The 20,960-nt window shown below is 68.4% G+C and carries 24 protein-coding genes; 14 read left to right on the forward strand and 10 right to left on the reverse strand.

Features of this window, described 5'->3' with window-relative positions:
• Positions 1–71: 71 nt before the first annotated feature.
• Entirely contained in the window at positions 72–362 is a 291-nt protein-coding gene (eif1A, locus tag J2744_RS05700) for a translation initiation factor eIF-1A (RefSeq protein ID WP_209545584.1), read from the reverse strand.
• 98 nt (positions 363–460) lie between these two features.
• Between eif1A and J2744_RS05705 the strand changes: the two genes are divergently transcribed.
• The 5 genes from J2744_RS05705 to J2744_RS05725 all read left to right on the forward strand — a co-directional run bounded on the left by J2744_RS05705 (position 461) and on the right by J2744_RS05725 (position 2,825).
• Positions 461–640, forward strand: coding sequence for a DUF7470 family protein (locus J2744_RS05705; RefSeq protein ID WP_017343838.1), 180 nt, complete (start codon positions 461–463; stop codon positions 638–640).
• Between the two features lie 62 nt (positions 641–702).
• Complete coding sequence (locus J2744_RS05710) at positions 703–948, forward strand: hypothetical protein (RefSeq protein WP_209545585.1); 246 nt, start codon at positions 703–705, stop codon at positions 946–948.
• 97 nt (positions 949–1,045) lie between these two features.
• Complete coding sequence (locus tag J2744_RS05715) at positions 1,046–2,023, forward strand: aldo/keto reductase (RefSeq protein ID WP_209545587.1); 978 nt, start codon at positions 1,046–1,048, stop codon at positions 2,021–2,023.
• 100 nt (positions 2,024–2,123) lie between these two features.
• A complete protein-coding gene (locus J2744_RS05720) occupies positions 2,124–2,567 on the forward strand; it encodes a hypothetical protein (RefSeq protein ID WP_209545589.1) in 444 nt (147 codons plus the stop codon).
• A 120-nt stretch (positions 2,568–2,687) separates the two neighbouring features.
• Positions 2,688–2,825: a hypothetical protein gene (locus J2744_RS05725; RefSeq protein ID WP_209545590.1), complete on the forward strand. Its 138-nt coding sequence runs from the start codon at positions 2,688–2,690 to the stop codon at positions 2,823–2,825.
• Between the two features lie 3 nt (positions 2,826–2,828).
• Here the strand turns inward: J2744_RS05725 and J2744_RS15625 are convergent, their stop codons facing one another.
• A complete protein-coding gene (locus tag J2744_RS15625; protein ID WP_425544859.1) occupies positions 2,829–3,227 on the reverse strand; it encodes a DUF7718 family protein in 399 nt (132 codons plus the stop codon).
• A 25-nt stretch (positions 3,228–3,252) separates the two neighbouring features.
• The gene (locus J2744_RS05730) at positions 3,253–6,408 is read right to left on the reverse strand and encodes an adenosylcobalamin-dependent ribonucleoside-diphosphate reductase (protein WP_209545591.1); all 3,156 of its coding nucleotides are present in this window, start codon (positions 6,406–6,408) and stop codon (positions 3,253–3,255) included.
• Positions 6,409–6,829: 421 nt separating this feature from the next.
• Between J2744_RS05730 and J2744_RS05735 the strand changes: the two genes are divergently transcribed.
• A complete protein-coding gene (locus tag J2744_RS05735; RefSeq protein WP_209545594.1) occupies positions 6,830–7,072 on the forward strand; it encodes a hypothetical protein in 243 nt (80 codons plus the stop codon).
• A gap of 49 nt (positions 7,073–7,121) precedes the next feature.
• Here the strand turns inward: J2744_RS05735 and J2744_RS05740 are convergent, their stop codons facing one another.
• A complete protein-coding gene (locus J2744_RS05740; protein WP_209545596.1) occupies positions 7,122–9,389 on the reverse strand; it encodes a CDC48 family AAA ATPase in 2,268 nt (755 codons plus the stop codon).
• Complete coding sequence (locus tag J2744_RS05745) at positions 9,386–9,637, reverse strand: Hsp20/alpha crystallin family protein (protein WP_209545599.1); 252 nt, start codon at positions 9,635–9,637, stop codon at positions 9,386–9,388. Before J2744_RS05745 ends, J2744_RS05740 begins: the two co-directional genes overlap by 4 nt.
• A 185-nt stretch (positions 9,638–9,822) precedes the next feature.
• On the opposite strand from J2744_RS05745, the gene J2744_RS05750 reads away from it, so the two are divergent.
• The 4 genes from J2744_RS05750 (at position 9,823) to J2744_RS05765 (ending at position 13,509) form a co-directional block, all read left to right on the forward strand.
• Positions 9,823–10,593, forward strand: coding sequence for an alpha/beta fold hydrolase (locus J2744_RS05750; protein WP_209545602.1), 771 nt, complete (start codon positions 9,823–9,825; stop codon positions 10,591–10,593).
• Between the two features lie 84 nt (positions 10,594–10,677).
• The gene (locus J2744_RS05755; RefSeq protein WP_209545603.1) at positions 10,678–11,373 is read left to right on the forward strand and encodes a DUF2391 family protein; all 696 of its coding nucleotides are present in this window, start codon (positions 10,678–10,680) and stop codon (positions 11,371–11,373) included.
• 84 nt (positions 11,374–11,457) lie between these two features.
• Positions 11,458–11,832 (forward strand): Hsp20/alpha crystallin family protein, encoded by a 375-nt coding sequence (locus tag J2744_RS05760; RefSeq protein ID WP_209545605.1) that lies wholly within the window; start codon positions 11,458–11,460, stop codon positions 11,830–11,832.
• 3 nt (positions 11,833–11,835) lie between these two features.
• Positions 11,836–13,509: an ABC1 kinase family protein gene (locus tag J2744_RS05765; RefSeq protein WP_209545607.1), complete on the forward strand. Its 1,674-nt coding sequence runs from the start codon at positions 11,836–11,838 to the stop codon at positions 13,507–13,509.
• Between the two features lie 78 nt (positions 13,510–13,587).
• On the opposite strand, the gene J2744_RS05770 is transcribed toward J2744_RS05765, so the two are convergent.
• The 3 genes from J2744_RS05770 to J2744_RS05780 all read right to left on the reverse strand — a co-directional run bounded on the left by J2744_RS05770 (position 13,588) and on the right by J2744_RS05780 (position 16,429).
• On the reverse strand, positions 13,588–14,736 hold the full coding sequence (locus J2744_RS05770; protein WP_209545608.1) for a site-2 protease family protein: 1,149 nt from the start codon (positions 14,734–14,736) through the stop codon (positions 13,588–13,590).
• 200 nt (positions 14,737–14,936) lie between these two features.
• On the reverse strand, positions 14,937–15,197 hold the full coding sequence (locus tag J2744_RS05775) for a DUF7123 family protein (protein WP_121563028.1): 261 nt from the start codon (positions 15,195–15,197) through the stop codon (positions 14,937–14,939).
• A 344-nt stretch (positions 15,198–15,541) separates the two neighbouring features.
• A complete protein-coding gene (locus J2744_RS05780; protein WP_209545609.1) occupies positions 15,542–16,429 on the reverse strand; it encodes a molybdopterin synthase in 888 nt (295 codons plus the stop codon).
• Between the two features lie 133 nt (positions 16,430–16,562).
• Between J2744_RS05780 and pyrH the strand changes: the two genes are divergently transcribed.
• From pyrH to J2744_RS05800, 4 genes are all read left to right on the forward strand, one after another.
• Positions 16,563–17,282 carry a UMP kinase gene (gene pyrH, locus J2744_RS05785; RefSeq protein WP_209545610.1) on the forward strand — a complete coding sequence of 240 codons (720 nt, stop codon included), beginning with the start codon at positions 16,563–16,565 and terminating at the stop codon, positions 17,280–17,282.
• Positions 17,279–19,054, forward strand: a complete 1,776-nt coding sequence (gene lysS, locus J2744_RS05790) for a lysine--tRNA ligase (RefSeq protein ID WP_245203205.1) — start codon at positions 17,279–17,281, stop codon at positions 19,052–19,054. Before pyrH ends, lysS begins: the two co-directional genes overlap by 4 nt.
• On the forward strand, positions 19,055–19,309 hold the full coding sequence (locus tag J2744_RS05795) for a DUF7573 domain-containing protein (RefSeq protein ID WP_209545611.1): 255 nt from the start codon (positions 19,055–19,057) through the stop codon (positions 19,307–19,309). It abuts the gene before it with no gap.
• A gap of 108 nt (positions 19,310–19,417) precedes the next feature.
• Positions 19,418–20,320 carry a sensor histidine kinase gene (locus J2744_RS05800; RefSeq protein ID WP_209545612.1) on the forward strand — a complete coding sequence of 301 codons (903 nt, stop codon included), beginning with the start codon at positions 19,418–19,420 and terminating at the stop codon, positions 20,318–20,320.
• A 22-nt stretch (positions 20,321–20,342) separates the two neighbouring features.
• Here J2744_RS05800 and J2744_RS15405 read toward each other — a convergent pair whose 3' ends face one another.
• Entirely contained in the window at positions 20,343–20,477 is a 135-nt protein-coding gene (locus J2744_RS15405) for a hypothetical protein (RefSeq protein WP_004597316.1), read from the reverse strand.
• A gap of 111 nt (positions 20,478–20,588) precedes the next feature.
• Positions 20,589–20,882 (reverse strand): DUF5808 domain-containing protein, encoded by a 294-nt coding sequence (locus tag J2744_RS05805; RefSeq protein ID WP_209545613.1) that lies wholly within the window; start codon positions 20,880–20,882, stop codon positions 20,589–20,591.
• Positions 20,883–20,960 lie beyond the last annotated feature (78 nt).

Below are 20,960 nucleotides of genomic sequence, written 5' to 3' on the forward strand. Positions count from 1 at the left end.
ATAGGCGGCGGCGCGCAGCGCCTCGCGGCCGGGGCTCTGGAGGTGTCCGGCGTCGATCCGCGATCACCGTTCTACTGTAGGTGGCCTTCCTCGCGGAGCTGCTCCGCCTCGTTCTTCTCGTAGCGCCACGAGATGTCGGCCTTCTCGTCCTGCCAGTCCCACGGCTCGACGAGGACGATGTCGTCTTCGCGGATCCACACGCGCTTTTGCATCCGGCCGGGGATGCGCGCGGTTCGCTGCTTCCCGTCCGCACAGCGGACCTTGACGCGGTTCGCGCCGAGCATCTCGACGACCTCCGCGAACACCTCGTCGTCGTCGGGCATCCGGAGGTCGTTCCGACCGCCGTCGTCTCCGTTGCTCATGCGTACGCGGTGATACGCGCTCGCGGAAATAAAAGGGCCGCTCTCCGTCGGCGTCGGGATCCCTCCGTTTTAAGAGCGACCGACGGCCACCCGACGACATGCGCGACACATTGGGGCTGGAAGGCATCGCCGGCGTCCTCGTCGTCTTCGTCGCCGTCGGTATCATCGCCGTCCGTGATCCCGTCATCGCCGGCGCCGTACTGCTCCTCATCGCCGGCCTCGCGCTGATCGCGAAGGGGCTCGTCGACACCGCCATGCGCTCGTTCGGACTGAAGTGAGCCGAACGCGACGTTCACCGTTCTCTCGAAAGACTCATAATCGCCGACCGCCCCCCTCGGGTATGGTCGAAGTACCCGCCGTCGCGGTCGAACTCGTCGAACTCCTCGCCGTCACCGTCGGCGCCGGCGCGGCCGCCGCGGTCGGCGTCGTGCTCGAACAGTTCGGACTCTCCGCGGTCTCTGGCGGCGACCTGGTGCTCGGCGCCTGGGCCGTCGGCATGGGACTGATCGCGCTGTACGTGGGTCTCGTCGGACTCGGCTACGAGCAGGCGATCCCGCGGCTGCGCCGGCTCGCGAGCGGCGAGTAGGGTCTCAAGCCCCGAGGGGTCACAGCTCCCCGTCGGCCGCCAGCCCGCGTTCGCCGCCGCGCGTAGCTTTTTGTCTCGGCTCGAACTACCCCGGCGTATGGAGTACACGACGCTCGGGAACACCGGCACGACCGTCTCGAAGATCTGTCTCGGCTGTATGAGCTTCGGGGACCCCGACTGGCGCGAGTGGGTCCTCGACGAGGAGGCGGGCAGGGAGCTGATCGAGCGCGCGATCGAACTCGGCGTGAACTTCTTCGACACCGCCAACATGTACTCGAACGGCGCGAGCGAGCGCGTGCTCGGGGAGGCGCTCGACGGGTACGACCGCGACGAGTTCGTCGTCGCCACGAAGGGGTACTTCCAGATGGACGAGTCGAACCCGAACTCCGGCGGGCTCTCGCGGAAGGCGATCGAACAGGAGCTCGAAAACTCGCTCGACCGGCTCGGTACCGACACGATCGACCTCTATCAGATCCACCGGTGGGACTACGAGACGCCGATCGAGGAGACGCTCGCCGCGCTCGACGACGCGGTGCGGCGCGGCGACGTCCGGTATATCGGCGCCTCCTCGATGTGGGCCCACCAGTTCGCCGAGGCGCTTCACGCGAGCGACCGTGAGGGGTACGAGCGGTTCGCCACGATGCAGAACCACTACAACCTCGCGTACCGCGAGGAGGAACGCGAGACGCTTCCGCTCTGTGAGACGGAAGACATCGGCGTGATGCCGTGGAGTCCGCTCGCGCGCGGCTACCTGACGCGTCCGTACGAGGACGTGGACGCGACGCTCCGCGGCGAGACCGAAGAGCACCTCTACGCGCACCCGTACCGCGAGGGCGGCGGACGGGAGATCAACGAGCGAATCGAGGAGCTCGCCGCCGAGAAGGGCGTGAAGATGGCGCAGATCGCCTTGGCGTGGCTGTTCCACAAGGAGCCGGTCGACACGCCCATCGTCGGTACGACGAGCGTCGAACACCTCGAAGACGCGGTCGAGGCGCTCGATATCGACCTCTCGGACTCCGACGTCGAGTGGCTCGAAGCGCCCTACGAGCCGGTCCGCGTCTCCGGCCACGAGTGAGTCACCGGGGAGGACCGCGGCGCGCTCGCCGCTGACTTATAAGGACACCGTCGCGGACGCCACGACAACCCTTTTCGGCGGCGCCACCGAACCGTGGCGCATGGCAGACGACGACGCCACAGACCCCGAGAACGGCGAGACCGGCGAACAGGGCGACGCCGCCGACGGCGACGGCGAGGAGAAGTCCTTCCGCGAGCGCGTCGAGGAGATCCGCGAGCGACGCGAGCAGGAGCGCGAGGAGGGCGACCGGCCCGAACCCGAAGAGATGATGGGCGGCGGCGGCCCGCCCGGGATGGGCGGTGGCGGCGGCGGCAACCCCTTCGCGCAGATGATGTCCGGCATGATGGGTGGCGGTGGCGGTCCCGGCGGCGCTGGCGGCCCGCCGGGCATGGGCGGCGGTCCCGGCGCGCAGGGCGAGCAGGGCGGCCGCGGCGACGACGGCGGCAACGAGGAGCTCGTCCGCGAGGTGCGTCAGCTCCGCGACGAGGTCCGCGACGCGACCCGCCAGCTCCAGCGCATCGCGCAGGCGCTCGAAGACGACTGAACGCGGGCCGTCGTTCTTTCGATCCCACCCGGACGAACAATCGAGGGTGTACGTTTCGAATTTCATACACTTCAGTACCAAGCTATTTGTCTGAGGGACACAACGTCGAGACACGAGACCATGCCTACTCACGAAACGAAATCCGCGGATATCGTCTTAGCCGAGGTAACAGGCGAACCCGTGGAAAAATTCTCTGCGGATGAGAAGCCGATTCCGGAACTCGACGAACTGGAGTCGGTTCCGGAAGAGGAACGGTAGACTCTATCGATCTCGCTGACCGTATTTCTCAAGGAGTTCTTCGGCACGGCTCTTTAAGAACCGCTCGCAGTATGCTGGCGCGTTCTCCGCAGTCACTGACGGGAAACCACGCTGAACGTCCACTTTCCGTCCGTCTTGGTACAGATCGAGATGGAGACGTTCCGACTCGACGTCGTGTCCCCACGCTGCGTCTGGATGGTGATCGAACCGAGCCACCTGTCGCCAGTCTCGCTCTCCGTACGTCTGTCCAACGGTCTGTTCCAGTTGGACGATGAACCAATTGACGTCCCCGTCGGAGACACCCATCTCTACGTTGACCCGGGAACGTCCGTACTCGATGGGAACTGCGTAATCGACATCGGGGTAACTGTGCCGATGTTCGGGCGTAGACCGATTCGTCATAAAAGTCGAGAGAGCGGGTGTTATCCTAACACTCCGACCAGCCGCACGACTCGCACGTCTTGCATCCCTCGGAGTAGTAGAGGTTCATGCTCCCGCAGTCGGGGCATTCGGGCGACTCGCCCGCGGCGATGAGTTCCTGCATCGCGTCGTCCTCGCCGGCGGCGTCGTCCTCGGCCGCCGGTTCGGGAGCGCCCGCACTCGGGGCGTCGGTCGCCGTGCCGGCGTCGACCGCGCCGCCGTCGGTCTGGCTCGGGCGGCTCGCGCTCGCCGCGCTCTCCTCGACGTCGTCGAGGCTCTGCTGCTGGGGAATCCCCTTGTCGACGTCGTCGTCGAGGTAGCGCCGCAGCGCGGTGCCGATGGCGTCCGGGATCGACTGGATCTGCTCGCCTTTGTCCCACGCGACCTTCGGACTCCGGGTGCCCTGAAGCTCGTCGACGATCTCCTCGGGGTCGACGCCGGAGCGCAGCGCCGTCGAGATGACCTTCGCGAGCGCCTCCGTGAAGGAGTTCGTGTAGCCGCCGGAGTGACCGATGTTCGCGAACAGCTCGAACGGCAGCCCGTTCTCGTCCTCGTTGATGGTGACGTACAGCTTGCCGTAGCCCGTCTCGACCCGCTGGGTGACGCCGTTCAGGGAGTCGGGGCGGGGGCTGCGCTCGCTGTAATCGATCCGGGGCTGCTCGCTGGCTTCGAGCAGGTCCGATATCTCCGCGTCGATCGCGGCCTGGACGTCCTCGTTGTCGAGGAACGCCTCGATCCCGCCGAACACCTCGCCGATCTGCTCGACGATCGCCTCGGCCGCCTCGCTCTCGTCGGCGAACTCCGTGTTCTTCGCGCGGGTGGTGAGCACCTGCTTCGAGCGGGTTCCGTCGCGGTAGACGGTGACGCCCTTCCCGCCGTGGTCGTAGATGTAGCGGTACACCTCCTCCATCTCCTCGGCGGTGGCGTCGTTTGGGAAGTTACACGTCTTCGAGATGGCGGAGTCGACGCCCTCCTGGCAGGCGCACTGGACCGCCGCGTGCTGCTTGCCAGAGAGGTCGCCGGTGACGACGAACAGCTCGCCGATCGCGTCCGGCACCGTCTCCAGCCCGTCCACGCCGTCGAACTCGTTCGCCGCCATCTGCTCTTGGGCCTCCCGCTTGACGGCGTCGACGTCGACGTCGTTCTCCTCGAGCGTGCGCAGGAAGTAGTCGTCGAACTCGACGAGCATCTCGTCGCCCTGTACGTCGTCGGAGACGTTCTTGTAGTAGGCGACGTTGTAGATGGGCTCGCAGCCGCCGGTGGTGTTCCCGATCATCGACGTCGTGCCCGTGGGCGCGATCGTCGTCGTGTTGTGGTTGCGGATCGGGAAGCCGTCCTCCCACTCGTCGGCGTCGAGACCGGTGTAATGCTCGAACCAGTCGCGGTACTCGGTGGGGTTCGCGTACTTCGAGTCCTCCCAGTCGTTGAACGTCCCGCGCTCCGTCGCGAGCTCGTGGGAGGTCTGTTTCGACGCGTGGTTGATGTGGGTCATCAGCTGGCGGGCGACCTCGTTGCCCGGCTCGGTGCCGTACTGGATCCCGAGCTGAACGTACAGCTGCGCGAGTCCCATGACCCCCAGCCCGATCTTCCGCATGTCGCGGACCTTCTGCTCGATCTTCTCGACCGGGAAGTCCGACATCGTCACCACGTTCTCGAGGAAGCGGGTGCCGTAGTCGATCCGCTCGTCGAACTCCTCGAAGTCGATCGCCTCCTCGAGGAAGGCGTCGATCGCCGCGGCCTGCGAGTCGTACTCGTCGGCGTGTTCGTCCGACCAGACCCGCCAGTCCGGCGCGTCCCGGGCCGCGAGCGTCGAGAGGTTGATGTGCCCGAGGTTACAGGCCTCGTACTCTTCGAGCGGCTGCTCGCCGCAGGGGTTCGTCGCGAGGATCCGGTGGTCCGGGTTCTCCTCGACGTCGAAGGAGTGCTCCTTGTTCACCCGTTCGAGGTAGATGACGCCCGGCTCGCCGTTCTCGTGGGCGCCCTCGATCATGTCATCCCACAGCTCTTGGGCCGGGATCGACAGCTCTTCGCCGACCTCGACGTACTCGCCGAGACCGAACATGTCGTAGATCTCCTTCGTCTCCGGCGTCGCGACGTGCGGCTCCTCCGTGCGCGGGTTCGTGAAGGTGAACTCCTCGTCGTTGTACAGCGCCTCCATGAAGTCGTCGGTGACGCCGACGCTGATATTGAAGTTCGAGAGGTGGCCCTCGACCGCGTTCCGGAGGTGTTCCGGAACCTTCCCGTCCTCGTCGATGAGGTCGCGCGCCTCCTCTAAGGCCTCCGCGAAGGAGTTGTGCGTGAAGTCGTCGGGGTCGTTCAGGCGCAGCGAGTGCGCCAGGGAGACGTCTTTGTTCTTCGAGTGGATGAACTGGATGACGTCCGGGTGCGAGACGCGCATGACGCCCATCTGGGCGCCGCGGCGCGCGCCGCCCTGTGCGATCGTCTCGCACATCTGGTCGAACGTCCGCATGAACGTGATCGGCCCGGAGGCGATGCCGCCGGTCGAGCCGACGGAGTCGCCGTAGGGGCGGAGCTTCCAGAACGCGTACCCCATGCCGCCGCCGGACTGGAACACCTCGGCCGCCTCCTTGGCGGTCTGGTGGATGTCCGTGATGTCGTCGCCGGGCGAATCGACGAAGCAGGCGGAGAGCTGCTGGAGCTCGTCGCCCGCGTTCATCAGCGTCGGCGAGTTCGGCATGAAGGATAGCGACTCCATCCCGTCGCGGAACCGGTCCGCGGTCGCCTCGACGTGGTCGCGCACGCTCTCGGGGAGTTCGGGGACGACGGTGTCGTACGCGAACTTGTTGACGTTGTGCGCGGTGAGCGTCGTTTCGGTATCGTCCTCGGCGGTCGTTCCGGCACCGAACACCTCTTCGGCGAGTTCGTCGCGCCGCGGGTGGTCGGGCTTCAGCTGGTCGGGCGTGACCGTGATCTCGACGCCCTGCTTTTCGGCCTCGAAGACCGCCTCCGCGAGCGCGACGTTGCGCGCGACGCGGTCGAACAGCTCCTCGGGGTCTTCGATCGGCTCCCCGTCCGCGTTCTTCCGGAGGTACCGCGCGGGCAGGATGTTGTGGTAGGCGTTGGCGGTGAGGCGCTCCTCCATCGTGTCGCCCGTGGTGCGTTTGATCGGCAGTTCGAGGTTGTCGGCGGTGACGCCGCTCATTCGGCGGCCACCCCGCTCGGTTGGCGTGTGATATGGATCATCTGTAGTGTTGGTGTACTGGTGAGGCGGGCCCTTGTACGTTCGGATGTCCGGACCGGGCCGGCTCTACATGTCTGGTTCTGTATGTAACGTCCGTGCGGCGCGTCTGACGCTAAATACGGTACGTCGGCAGAAAACGGGTTCCGGACACATAAGCGTAGGTAGACCGGAGTGAAACTGAATTCCTGCCGAACAAAACGCAGGAAGGAAGCGGCTTCCCACCGGAACAGAAGGGGGGTCGATCAGCGATGCTTCCGCCGATGACGACGCGTGTTGTCGGCGATACGGCCGCCGCACGGCGGCGCTCCGTCCGGATTCGGCGCAGTTCTCGTCCCAGACCTATCAGAATCCATAACAGGAGCCGGCGTCGTCCCACAAGCTTATGCCCGGCGTCGCCGTGGCCCAGCACATGACCGCAACGTCGCTCGCGCTCGCGGGACTCGTCGCGCCGGCGCAGGCCGCGCTGCTCGGCAGTCAGGTCGGCCAACTGCTCGTCGCGCTCGTCGCCGTCGCGATCGTTATCATCGTCGGGAAGTTCGTGTTGAAGCTCGCGTGGCGGCTCATCACGATCGGAATCGTCGTCGTCGCCGCGTTCTACCTGCTGTCGACGCTGGGCGTCGTATGAAAAACGACCGCGGGCGAGAACTACTCGCCCGCCGAAACGCGCGTTCGACTTACTGGAACGCGGCGCCCGGCTCCGCCTCGCTGCGGTCGACCTCCGACCGCTTGAACTGCTTTTCTATCTCCTCGTAGCGCTCGCGCGTCTCGGGGGTGACGCTCGGGTTCACCTCGCTCAGCGCGTCCTCGAAGTGCCCCATCGTCACGCGGACGTTGCCCACGGACTCGCGGACCTCCTCGCGCGTGACGCTGCCGATGAACTCCCGGGAGGCGTTCATCGACGCCTCGCGGGCGACCGCCTCGATGTCGGCGCCCACGTACCCCTCGGTCTTGCGCGCCAGCGCGTCGAGGTCGACGTCGTCCGCCAGCGGCTTGTTCCGCGTGTGGACCTCGAAGATCCGGCGGCGCGCCGTCTCGTCGGGGACGGGCACGTGGACGTGCCGGTCCAGGCGTCCGGGGCGCAGCAGCGCCGAGTCGATGAGGTCCGGGCGGTTCGTCGTCGCGATGACGACCACGTCCTCGAGCGATTCGAGACCGTCGAGCTCCGTCAGCAGCTGGGAGACGACGCGCTCGCCGACGCCGGAGTCGCCGGAGTTCGCGCCGCGCTCGGTCGCGATCGAGTCGATCTCGTCGAAGAACACGATCGTCGGCGCGTTCTCCCGGGCCTTGCTGAACACCTCGCGGACGCCCTTCTCGGACTCGCCCACGTACTTGTTCAAAAGCTCCGGTCCCTTGATCGAGATGAAGTTCGACTCGCTCTCGTTGGCGACGGCCTTCGCGAGCAGGGTCTTCCCCGTGCCCGGCGGACCGTACATCAGCACGCCCTTGGCGGCCTGCATGTCCAGCTCCTCGAACACCTCGGGGTACTCGAGCGGCCACTGGATCGTCTCGCGGAGCCGCTCTTTGGTGTCCCCCAAGCCGCCGACCTGGTCCCAGCTCACGTCGGGGACCTCGACGAACACCTCGCGGAGCGCGGAGGGTTCGATCCCCTTCATCGCCTCCTTGAAGTCGGACTCCGTGACCTGGATGGAGTTCAGCACGTCGGCGTCGATCTCGTCGCTTTCGAGGTCGAGCTTGGGGCGGATGCGCCGCAGCGCGTGCATCGCCGACTCCTTCGCGAGCGACTCGAGGTCGGCCCCGACGAAGCCGTGGGTGTTCTCCGCGTACTCGTCGAGGTCGATCCCCTCGGTCAGCGGCATGTTCCGCGTGTGGACCTGGAGGATCTCCTTGCGGCCGTCGCGGTCGGGGACGCCGACCTCTATCTCGCGGTCGAAGCGGCCGCCCCGGCGGAGCGCCTGGTCGATGGCGTCGACGCGGTTCGTCGCCCCGATGACGACGACCTCGCCGCGCTCCTCCAGCCCGTCCATCAGCGAGAGGAGCTGGGCCACGACGCGGCGCTCCACGTCGCCGCCGGCCTCCTCGCGCTTGGGCGCGATGGAGTCCAGCTCGTCCATGAAGATGATCGAGGGCGACTCCTCCGACGCCTCCTCGAACACCTCGCGGAGCTGCTCTTCGCTCTCGCCGTAGTACTTCGACATGATCTCCGGGCCGGAGATCGTGTGGAAGTTGGCGTCGATCTCGTTGGCGACCGCCTTCGCGATCAGCGTCTTCCCCGTGCCCGGCGGGCCGTGGAGCAGGACGCCCTTCGGCGGGTCGATGCCGAGGCGCTTGAACAGCTCCGGGTGCCGCATCGGCAGCTCGATCATCTCGCGGACCTGCTCCAGCTCGTCGTCGAGACCGCCGATGTCCTCGTAGGTGACGTCCGGACCCTCGCCGGTCCCGCCCGCGGCCTCGCCGCGGTCGGCGATCTCCTCGGCGGAGATCTCGGAGATGCTGATATCCGTCTCGTCGGTGATGACGACGGTTCCGCCGGGGCTGGTCTCGGCGATCTTCATCGGGACCGCCTGCGACTGGCCGCCCATCAGCCCGAAGCCGAGCGACGTGCGGATCGTCTGTCCCTCGGTCACCGGCTGCCCGGAGAGCTTGTCGCGGATGAACGGGGCGATCTGTCCCCGCACCCGCAGCTGGCTCGGGAAGGCGATCGTGACCGCGTCCGCCCGCGAGACGTCGACGTCCTCGACGGTCACGCGGTCGTCGATCCCCACGTCGGCCTCCTGGCGGAGGCGGCCGTCGATGCGGATCACGCCGGTCCCGTCGTCCTCGGGGTAGCCGGGCCAGACGCGGGCGATCGCCGCCCCGTCGGACCCCTCGACGCGGACGATGTCCCCGCCGGAAAGCCCCAGCTCGTCGGCCGCGACGCGGTCGATCGCCGCGAGGCGGCGGCCGGCGTCCTTCTGTTTCAGCGGCTTGACCGTGAGCTTCATCGCTCGCCCTCCACGGTGAGCACGCCGTTGTTCACGACCGCGTCGGCGGCCGTTCCGGGCAGCTCGAACTCCGATTCGACCGGCCCGTCCGGTCCCTCCACGACGACGATCGCGGTCCCGCCGACGGTGTCGACGCTGACGGTCTCGTCGTCGACGCCCAAGTCGGCGGCGACGATCCAACTGTCGTCGTACTCGTACCGACGCAGCAGCGCGCCGTCGCCGGTCGATCGGGTCTGTATGTGATTCATCCTAACTACGAGTTAGTCGTGGAGACATATAAACTCATCGCTCAAAATCGCATGACGTGAGTATTTTTTCTCGCATCGGTAGTGTAGCGGTTCGGGTCGAACTCCCTCCGGCTTCGCCCTCTCAGTTCCGACCGCGAGTCGGTTCCCTCCGGCGTTTATGTCCCCCGGCGTTGAACCGGACCGACATGGAACGGGTCACCCACGACGGCCGCGAGACCGCGTACCGGCGCTCCGACCGCGGCGGCGACGGGCCGACCGTCTGTTTCGTTCACGGCAGCGGCGGCACGAAGGACGTCTGGAAGTCGCAGGCGCGGCTGGCGGACCGGTTCCCCGGCGTCGCGGTCGACCTCTCCGGCCACGGCGACAGCGACGACGCCGCGACGCCCGCGGGGCGCGAGACGCTCGACGCGTACGTCGACGACGTCGTCGCTGTCGCCGAGGCGACGGACGCGACCGTGATCTGCGGCAACTCGCTCGGCGGCGCGGTCGCGCTGTGGATCGCGCTGGAGCGCGACCTCGCGCTCGACGGTCTCGTCCTCTCGGGCACGGGCGCGAAGCTCGCGGTGGCCGACCCCCTCCGCGAGGCGCTCGCGAGCGACTTCGACCGGGCGGTCTCGCTGCTCCACGAGCCGAATCGGCTGTTCCGCGACGCGCCCCCCGAGTATGTCGAGCTCTCGAAAGCGTCGATGCGCGCGTGCGGACGCGAGGTCACCGAACGCGACTTCCTGACCTGCCACCGGTTCGACGTTCGCGACCGGCTCGACGCGATCGACGTCCCGGCGCTCGCGGTCGTGGGCGCGCACGACGAACTCACTCCCCCGAACTACCACGAGTACCTCGCCGACCGGATCCCGGTGGCGGAGTGGACCGAGATCCCGGACGCGGCCCACCTCACGATGCTCGAACGACCGGCCGCGTTCAACGAGGCGCTCTCGGCGTTCCTCGACCGGCCGTAGCCCCCGGGGCGGGCGTCGACGACCGGGCGGACCGCCGGAACGGCGAAGGTACCCTTTTAGGTCGCTCGCGCGTCGCGGGGGAACATGGTGGACAGCGACGAACGGGATCCGAACACGGGTCGCGCGGACGGCCCCCGCGGGGGAGCCGACCCCGCGAACCCCCCCGCAGACCCCGACATCGACGACCTGCTCGCGAAGCTCGACGCCCTGAGCGACACGGTCGACGAGGGGCACGAGCGGGAGAAGGTGAGACAGACCATCTCGCTCGTCGAGCGGATGCCCGGGACCGGCGCGCTCGCCGAGCGGATCACGAAGTACACCTCCCGAGACCTCGCGGAGTCGTTCGTCGGGGCGGTGCTGTTCGCGCTCCCCCTGCTCGTCGAGGGCGGCGTCTTCGAGATCGCGGCGTGGTTCGCGGCCGTGACGGTGGCGGGCGTCCCCGTCCTCCTGATCGGCCACGTCGGCTTCATCTTCCTCGCGACCGCCGGACTGCTCTACTTCGCCGACTTCCGGCAGATCACGATCAGACACCCGATCCTCGGGTTCATTCCCCGTCGGTACGCTGGCGTCCTCTTCGTGTCGCTTGTCACGTCGTCGCTCATGCTGCTGTTCTGGGGACGGCTCCACGAGGGGAATCCCACCGCGATCGAACGGGTCGGCCGGATCGCGGTCGTCTGGGCCGCGGCCGCGTTCGGCGCCGGACTCGGCGACATCCTCCCCGGCGAGTCGCAGGGCGAGGACCTCGGGAAGTTCGACCTCGACATCGGCGACGACGACTGAGCGGTCGGTTCTCCCCCGACGGCGACCGGGCGGCCGATCCGCCCTTTCCACAGCTTTTTCGCCGCGGCGGCCGTATCAACGGTCATGTCAGCGCTACGCGACGCGCTCCGGGACCTCCCGGACGCGGTGTTTGCGGACTTACTCGAGTCCGACGAGGGGTACGTCCTCGTCGTCGACCTCCCGGGCGCGACCGCCGAGACCACCGAGGTCCTCGTCGAGGACGGGCGCATCGACATCGAGGGGCGCCGCGAGAAGGCCGTCCCCGAGGGGTTCGAGTACGTCCGCGAGGACCGCCCGCTGTTCCTCGACGCGGAGCTCCCGCTCCCGAGCGACGCCGACGGCGCGGGCGCGGACGCCGAGATCGACCGCGGCGTCCTCGAGATCGCCCTCCCGAAGCGAGATCGGGACGTCTCCCGGACTATCCCCGTCGACGACGCGGACGACGAGGGCGACGCCTGACGGGTGGTCACGCTGGTCAACCTTCGCGCCTACTGGCGGTTCCTCGTCGTCCTGCGGCAGTTCTCGCCGCTCATCGTCGCCTACTGGCGTGACAGCCGGCGCTACTTCCTGTTCGGCGGGAGCCGCGAGGTCGACGCCGAGACCCAGCGCGAGCGCGCCGCGGTGCTGCTCGACATCCTGCTCACCCTCGGCCCGACGTTCATCAAGCTCGGGCAGATCCTCTCGACGCGGCCCGACATCCTGCCGCCCGCGTACATCGACGTGTTGGAGGGACTCCAGGACGACGTGCCGCCCGCGCCGTGGGAGGAGTCGAAGGTCGTCCTCGAATCCGAGTTCGGCCCGGTCGACGAGACGTTCGACGACTTCGACCGCGACCCGATAAGCGGCGCGAGCCTCGGGCAGGTGTACACCGCGGAGTACGAGGGGAATCCGGTCGCGGTGAAGGTGCGCCGCCCGGGGATCGAGTCGCTCGTCGAGGCCGACCTCCGGACGATCCGCTGGTCGATCCCGCTCGTCAAGCGGTTCACCGGCGCGGGTCGGGCGTTCTCGCTGGAGAACCTCGCGGACGAGTTCGCGAAGACGATCCGCGAGGAGATGGACTACGACCGCGAGCGGACGATGCTCGAGGAGATCCGCGGCAACTTCGCCGGCGAGGACCGGATCCGGATCCCGGAGACGTACGAGTCGGTCTCCGGGCCGCGCGTGCTCACGATGGAGTACGTCCCGGGCACGAAGATCAGCGACATCGACGCCCTCGACGAGGCGGGCCACGACCGGACGGCGGTCGCGGAGACGCTTCAGGAGGTGTACCTCCAGATGATCATCGAGGACGGCGTGTTCCACGCCGACCCCCACCCGGGGAACCTCGCGGTCGCGGACGACGGGACCGTGATATTCTACGACTTCGGGATGGCGGGCCGGGTCGACCCGTTCGTTCAGGAGAAGATCGTCGAGTTCTACGTCGCGGTCGCCAGACAGGACATCGACGCCATCCTCGACACGCTGATCTCGATGGGGACGCTCTCGCCGGAGGCCGACCGCGAGGTGATGGGCAACGTGATGGAGCTGGCCATCGCCGACGCCAGCGGCGAGGACATCGAGCAGTACCAAGTGAACCAGATCATCGAACAGGTGGAGTCGACCATCTACGAGTTCCCGCTGCGGCTCCCGCCGAACCTCGCGTTGGTCCTCCGGGTCGCCACCGTCGTCGAGGGGGTCTGCGTCACGCTCGACCCCGAGTTCGACTTCATCTCGACGGCGACCGACTACCTCCGCGAGGAGGGGTACTACGAGCAGACCGCCCGCGACCTCGCCGAGGACGCCGGCCGGCAGATGCAAAAGACCACCGAGGCGCTGTTCACGGTCCCGCCGAAGGCCGACGAGTTCCTCGACCGCGCCAACCGCGACGACCTGACCGTCAACGTCGTCTTGGAGGACGAGACGAAGGTGTTAGAGAAGCTCGCGATGCGGATCGCCTACTCCGTGCTGCTCGCGGTCGGCGTCCTCTCGGCGACGATCCTCTACTCGTTCGCGGAGAACTGGCGGCTCGCGGCGATCGTCCTCGCGTTGGCCGCGCCGCTCGCGATCGCCTTATACCGGTCGTTCCGGAAGAAGCGCGGACTCCGCGCGGCGCCCCAGTTCACCAGACAGGGCATGAAGAACCGCCGCGACGACTGACTCCGTCCCCCGCGCCCGACCCCCGGTCGCCCGGCATCCCCGGCACGCCCTCCGCGCGCCGTCCCGGCCGTCGAGGTGTCACGCTCCGATGACCTGGATCGGGACCAGGAGGAAACAGAGCGCGCCGACGGCGAACGTCGCGACGCCGACCGCGAGCCGCGGCAGCCCCAACCCTCCCTCGTCGGTCGGGTCCGCCGGACCGTTGAACGCGATCACCGCCGCGAACACGCCCCAGAACGCCCACAGCCCGACCGACTCGTTCAGGCCCAGACCCCGCCAGAAGTGGAGGTAGGCGGCGATTCCGAACAGCGCGCCGGGGACGAGCGCCGCCACCGTCTCCTGTCGCGGGCCGAGCATCGCTCGGACCATGTGGCCGCCGTCGAGCTGGCCGACCGGGAGGAGGTTCAGGAGCGTGAAGAACATCCCGACCCAGCCGCCGATCACCACCGGATGGGCGGTGAGTCGCGGGTCGCCGTAGCTCGTCGGCTGGCCGAGAATCCCGGCGATGAGGTCCAAAAGCGGCGGGTTGTTGAAACGGATCACCGAGCTGGACGAGCTCGCGAGCTCCGCCGGCACCTGAATCGGGTCGAGCGAGAGCCCGATCGCGGTCACGGCGACCGTCGCGACCAGCCCCGCGATCGGTCCGGCGGCGCCGATGTCGAAGAGGACCTTCCGCGAGGGCATCCGGCCGCGGATGCGGATCACCGCGCCGAGCGTGCCGAACGGGAAGATGAAGGGGATGACGTACGGCAGCGAGACGGGGACGCCGTGGTACCGACCGGCGGCGTAGTGCCCGAGTTCGTGGGTCATCAGCACGCCGAGGACGGCGGCGGTGAACGGCCACGCCTGAAGCAGCGAGAGCGGGTTCGACTGGATCTCCGCGAGCGGGACGTAGTACCAGCCGTACGCGCCGACGAACAGCGTCGACAGCACGGTCGCCGCGAACATGGCGACGTTCACCCAGGGGATCCCGTCGCGCCCGCGGTCGAACGGGGTCGCGACGACGACGTGGCCGCCGTCGACGACCTCGACGTCGACCTCGTAGCCCGCCTCCCGGAAGTGCGGGGTCAGCTTCCGCAACAGCGTCCGCTCCGGGACGTACGACTCGCCGCGATACCGCACGCGACCGTCCTCGCGCCGGACCTCGTCGATCCGAAAGAACGTCCGGAGCGGCTCCGGACGCGGCGCGCCGTCGCCGGCCGTCGCCGCGTCCTCGTGTTCTGGCATCGCCACGTCGTAACCGGTCGGCGAGTATAAACCCCGCGTCGGCGGACGCGGGAGTCGAAAACCGGTCGGTCGCGAGACCACTCACGTGAACTCGGGCGCGCATTGCGGTCCGAAAAGCGCGGGCGGGGACCGAACCGCCGGCCGGGTGCGATGCCGTGAGCCGTGTGCGACGCTGCGGTGTTCTCGGCGGAGCGAGACGCTCAGGCGGGTTCGACGCGCCAGGTCGTCGCGCCCGTGTACGACCACTTCTCGACCGTTAGCTCCGTCGCGGAGTCGCGGAGCTTCACCATCAGGGCACCGATCTCCTTCGGGGAGAGGTCGACGTCCTCCGAGATGAACTTCCCTTTGAAGTACATCTCGCCGTCCTGGGCGCGGTCGAGCAGGTACTCCTTCAGCCGCTCTTCCTTGCTGCGGTCGTCGTTCGCGCTCGCGTTCGTGGAGGGGTTCGCAGTCGCGCTCATGGTACACCTCACGCTTGCCGCCGGAGGGTGTTATAAAGGTAACACCGTTGGGTGACGTTCAGGGGGTTTCAGGGCGTTTCACCCGGCCGCCCGAGCTAAAACGTGTCTGACGGACTCTTCATAACGATTCTAAAACGGCTTAGATGTTTTATAATCTGTTTTGAGGGCGTTTCTTACTGGTAACCACTCGGTAAGCGAGTCGGCCGATTTTCCGCCGCTCGACGAAATAACCGGTAAAAATATCTTGTTTCGAACGCGTCGGAGCGCCCTCGGACCCATCGCGCGGTCCCTCCCCGGACCGTCCGGCACTGTGATCGAGCGCCCGGATCCGCCCCCGGGGACCGTCAGTCGCGCCGGTGGACCCAGAACGTCTCCGACTCCGTCGCCTCCTTCTTGAATATCGGCACCTCGTCTTTCAGCCGGTCGATCCCGTCCTCGACCGCCCGGAACGCCTCTCGGCGGTGACCGGCGAGCACGACGACGAACACGATGTCCTCGCCCGCTTCGATCACGCCGGTCCGGTGGTGCATCCGCACGTCGAAGACGCCGTCGCGCTCCGCGAGCTCGTCGGCGACGGCGTTCATCCGCTCTTCGGCGACCCCCTCGTACTTCTCGAACGCGAGGTGCGTCGTCCGGTCGTCGTCCGGGCTGTCGCGGGCGCGGACCCGACCCGTGAACGTGGCGATCGCGCCGGACCGCTCCGCGTCCGCCGACGCCTCGACGCGGCGCACCAGCGTCTCACGAGTGATCCACGGCTCCGACCCGTCGAGGTCGGCGACGAGGCCGTCGAGGTCGATCGTGTCGGGGGAATCGGCGGTCGCGAGAATCGTCCCCGGAACGCTCTCGGGGTCCGGGTCCTCGCCGAGGAGGACCGCGGGCACGCGCAGCCGCGACTCGCCGACCGCCAGCAGGTAGTCGTGGTCCGGGGCGATCCCGTCGAGCAGGTCGTCGAACCCGTCGACGCTCCCCCGACCGCGCCAGTTCCCGGCCGCGTCGAACGCGATCGCGGTGTCGGCGTCGGGACGCCGTACCGGGTCGGCGACCCCGACGTCGACGCTCCCCCCGTCGGCGGCCGGATCGCTCGGTTCCGGTTCGTCCGGCTCCGGTCCGCCCCGGTGTCCGCCGCCCGAGTCGCCGTCGCGCTCCACGACGGCGACTCGGCCGTCGAGCCGCGCCGCGAGCCGCCGCGCCAGCGCCGGGGCACCGTCGCCGACGATCGATATCGGTCGCATACCGGAGAGCGGGACGCGACCGGCTTAGGCGTTTCCCGGCCGACCCGTCGGTTCCGAACCGCGTCCCGATGGCCGGCTCCGCCGCGTCCGGGCTTGGCAATCCTTAAGACCGCGACAGGGGTACTCGTCGGCAATGAGAGTCGTCGTTTCTATCGGGGGGAGCGTGCTCGCGCCGGACCTCGACCCCGAGCGCGTGGCCGCGTACGCCGAGGCGATCGAACGGCTGGTCACCGACGGCTGCGAGGTGGGGGTCGTCGTCGGCGGCGGCGGCGTCGCCCGCGAGTACATCGAGACGGCCCGCGAGATCGGGGCCAACGAGGTGGAGCTCGACCGGCTCGGCATCGGGACCACCCGGCTCAACGCCCGGCTGCTGATCGCCGCGCTCGGCGACCGCGCGAACCTCGCGCCCGCGACCGACTACGAGGATGCCGGCGCGGCGCTCCGCCGAAACGAGGTGGCGGTGATGGGCGGCGTCACCCCGGGGCAGACGACGGACGCGGTCGCTGCCGCGTTCGCCGAGTCGGTCGACGCCGACCTGCTCGTGTACGCCACGAGCGCCGACGGCGTGTACGACGCCGACCCCAACGCCGACGCCGACGCGACCCAGTTCGCGTCGCTGTCCCCGGCCGAACTCGTCGATATCGTCCTCCCGATGAGCCGGAACGCGGGCGCGTCCGCGCCCGTTGACCTGCTCGCCGCGAAGCTGATCGACCGGGCCGGGATCCGGTCGGTCGTGCTCGACGGGACCGACCCGACCGCCGTCGTCGACGCCGTGTTGCGCGGCGACCACACCGGGACCGACGTGGTTCCGGTCGGCGGCGACGAACCGAGCTACTGGACGGAGGAGCGATGAACGCGGACGGCGCGCCCGACGAGGCGACCGGGTCCGCGAGCGACGACGCGTCCGCCGCGACCGCAGACGCGTCCACCGCTCCCGACGCCGACTCCCCGCACATCCTCTCCGAGGGATCCGCGCTCGACGACGAGGAGGGCGTCGCCGCCGAGGCGGACGAGACGTTCCACGCCTTCTGGGCCGACGTCGTCGCCGACGAGGTCGAATCCCGAGACCCCGACGAGCCGATCGTGATCAAGGGCGGCGTCTCGCCCTCGGGGGTCGCGCACCTCGGCAACTTCAACGAGATCATGCGCGGCTACTTCGTCGCCGAGGTGCTGCGCGACCGCGGCCACGAGGTCCGGCAGGTGTTCACCTCCGACGACAAGGATCCGCTCCGGAAGGTCCCGCGCAAGCTGGCGAACGCGGACGGCGAGATCGTCGGGCTGGGCGAGGTCGACGCGGGCGCGCTCGGCCGCAACCTCGGGAAGCCGTACACGTCTATCCCGGACCCGTTCGGGGAGAGCGAGTCGTACGCGGCCCACTTCGCGGGCCTGCTGAAGGCCGACGCCGACCGTCTGAACGTCCCCGTCGAGATGCTCTCGAACACCGATCTGTACGCCGACGGCGCGTTCGACGACGCGATCCGGACCGTCCTCTCCGACGTCGACCGCGTCCGCGAGGTGCTCTCGCCGTACCAGGACAAGGTCGACGACGAGTACGTCCCCTTCAACCCGGTTTGTTCGGAGTGCGGCAAGGTGACGGAGACGGTGACGGCGATAGACCTCGAAAGCGAGACCGTCGAGTACGTCTGTACCGACATGGACGCCGGCGGCACCACCATCGAGGGGTGCGGCCACGAGGGCACCGCGACGTTCCGCGAGGGGAAGCTCCCGTGGCGGCTGGAGTGGCCCGCCCAGTGGGGCGTCCTCGGCGTCGACTTCGAGCCGTTCGGGAAGGACCACGCCGAGGGGTCGTGGCCCTCCGGGGTCGACGTCGCGCGGAACGTCTTCGGCGAGGAGCCGCCAGTGCCGATGGTGTACGAGTGGTTCACGCTCAACGGCGAGGCGTTCTCCTCCTCCGAGGGCAACGTCGTCACGGTCCAGGAGCTGCTTGAGCTGATCGAACCCGAGGTGTTGCGCTACTTCTTCGCGCTCCACCCGAAGAAGGCCCGCGACCTGAACGTCGAGCGGCTCGACCAGCTGGTCGACCGCTTCGACCGGTTCGAGCGCGCCTACTTCGGCGAGGTCGACGACGAGGACCTCACCGCCTTCGCCGAGCGCGCCTACCCGTTCGTCGTCGGCCGGCCCGACGACCCGCCGGCGGAGAAGCCGATCCGGCTCCCGTACACGTTCGCGGCGGTCCTCGGGATGGTGGACGACCCCGACTTCCGCGAGCGCCTCGCCCGCGACGAGGGGCACATCCCCGACGACGCCGACGACGACGCGGTCGACGCCGCGCTCGCCCGCGTGGAGCAGGCCCGGAACTGGGCCGAGCGGACCGAAAACGAGTACGACTACCGACTCCAGACCGACCTCCCGGCGGTCGAATTCGACGAGGACGTCGCGGCCGCGCTCGACGACCTCGCCGACTTCGTCGCGGCCGGCCACGACGGCGAGGAGATTCAGGGGGCGATGTACGAGACGGCCCGCGAGTACGACGTCGAGGTGAGCGACTTCTTCGCTGCCGGCTACCGCCTGTTCTTCGACGACACGCAGGGACCGCGGCTCGGGGAGTTCCTCGGCGAACTGGAGCGCGACTACGTCGTCAGCCGACTCCGGCGGGAGGCGTAGATGGCCGACGACCGTTCGCTCGACGACTTCGCCGCGCCGGACGAGACGGACGCCGACTCCGACGCCGCGAACGACGGGGGAGCCGACGGCGATTCGTCCCCCGCCCGCTCGGACGACGCGGACGGCGTCGAACCCGCGGTCGCCACCTCGACGTGGCACGCCGACGGCGCGGCGTGCGACCGGTGCGGTGAGCGGGCCGAGCGCCGCTGGCGCGACGGCGACGCCCTCGTCTGTGCGGACTGCGCCTCGTGGTGATCCCGTCACCGCTGCGATCGCGCCGGCGTCCGGCGGTCAAAGCTTAAGACACCGGCCGTCGAGGTGTTCCGTGCGAGGGAGATTCATTGGGTGCTAAATTAAATATAAATGAACTGTAATTCGGAACCCATCTACGCTTGGTCGGCGACCGCTCTCACGGCGGCGTACCTCTGCGTCGGGGCGCTGTTCGCGGCCGCGGTCGACCTCGCGGTCGCGTCCGCGGGCGGCTCCGCGGTCGGGTGGACGCCGACCCGCCTCGTCGGCGATTGGCTGTTGGTTGCCGGGTCCGGCGGGATCCTCTACGGCGCGGTCACGTACCATCGCCGACGAGCGGAGACCGCTCGCCGAGACCTCGAAACCTCCAACCAGCAGCTACAGGTGTTGAGTCGGGTGTTCCGACACAACGTGCGCAACGACCTCAACGTGATCCAGGGGTACACCGACCTCTTGGCAGACCGGGTGGACGACGACCGGAGCCAGCGGTGTCTGGAGACGATCCGGCGGACGACCGACGACGTCGTCGCGATCAGCGAGAAGCTTCGGGTGATCGAGGACGCGTCGCCCGAACCGCCGGACGGTCGCGTCGACCTCGTCGACGCGGTCCACGAGGCGGTCGGCGTCGTCGACGCCGACGGGGCCGCGGTCACCGTCGAGACCCCCTCGGAGGCGTGGATCCGCGCGGACGACTCCGTCGAGTTCCCCATCCGCGAGGTGTTCGAGAACGCGGTCACCCACAACGACGGCGCGGCGCGACGCGTGGAGGCGACGATCCGCGAGAACGGGACGACCACCTGCCTGGAGGTTACCGACAACGGACCGGGGATCCCCCCGGACGAGCGCGCGGTGTTACAGGCCGAAGAGGAGACACCGCTCTCGCACGCGAGCAGCATCGGGCTGTGGCTCGTCAAGTGGATGTGCGAGACGCAGGGCGGTTCCGTCCAGTTCGACGCGAGCGACGACGGCACCACGGTTCGACTCCGGTTCGAGTCGGCGGCGCCGCCCGCCACCTGAATCAAGGAGAGAGTCCCGCCGTTTACTCCAGCTCGGTGATCGTCACGGCGTACACCGCGCCGCAGTTCCCACATTCGACGTGGACCCCGCGGCTCGTCTCGCCGCGGGTGAACTCGGATATCTCCTCCGAACACGAGCACTCGAACTGGACTTTCATTGCCCTACGTCCGTCCTTCTCGTATTTAAAAGAAACCGATACGGAATCAACGGCGAAAACCGACCGTCGCGCCGCCGCGGCGGGCGGTCTCGGGTCGGGACCGCGTCGGCGTCAGTCGTCGTCGACGATGACTTCGACGGGCCCGTCGTCGTCTTCGACCGGATCCCCCTCGGAACCGGCGGAGCCGCCGGACTGCTTCTGCTGGTAGTACAGGCCGCCGGCGACCGCGAGGACGACCCACGACCGCCAGTTGGCGAGGTTCAGCGTGTAGCCGATGCCGAACGGCTTCTCGACGAGCATCCCCTTGCCGGGCTGCCAGTACGACGAGAGCAGCCGTCCGAGGCTCGGGCGCTCGAAGTTGTACGGGATGCCGAGAATCTCTCCCGACGACTGTTTGTCTGCCATACGCGTCCCTCTGTCGGCCGGCACCATAAATCGTGGCGCAACCGCCCTGCGGTCGCGCCGTGCGGCGCGCCACCCGAC

Source organism: Halorubrum trapanicum, assembly GCF_017873555.1.
Taxonomy (GTDB): Archaea; Halobacteriota; Halobacteria; order Halobacteriales; family Haloferacaceae; genus Halorubrum; species Halorubrum trapanicum.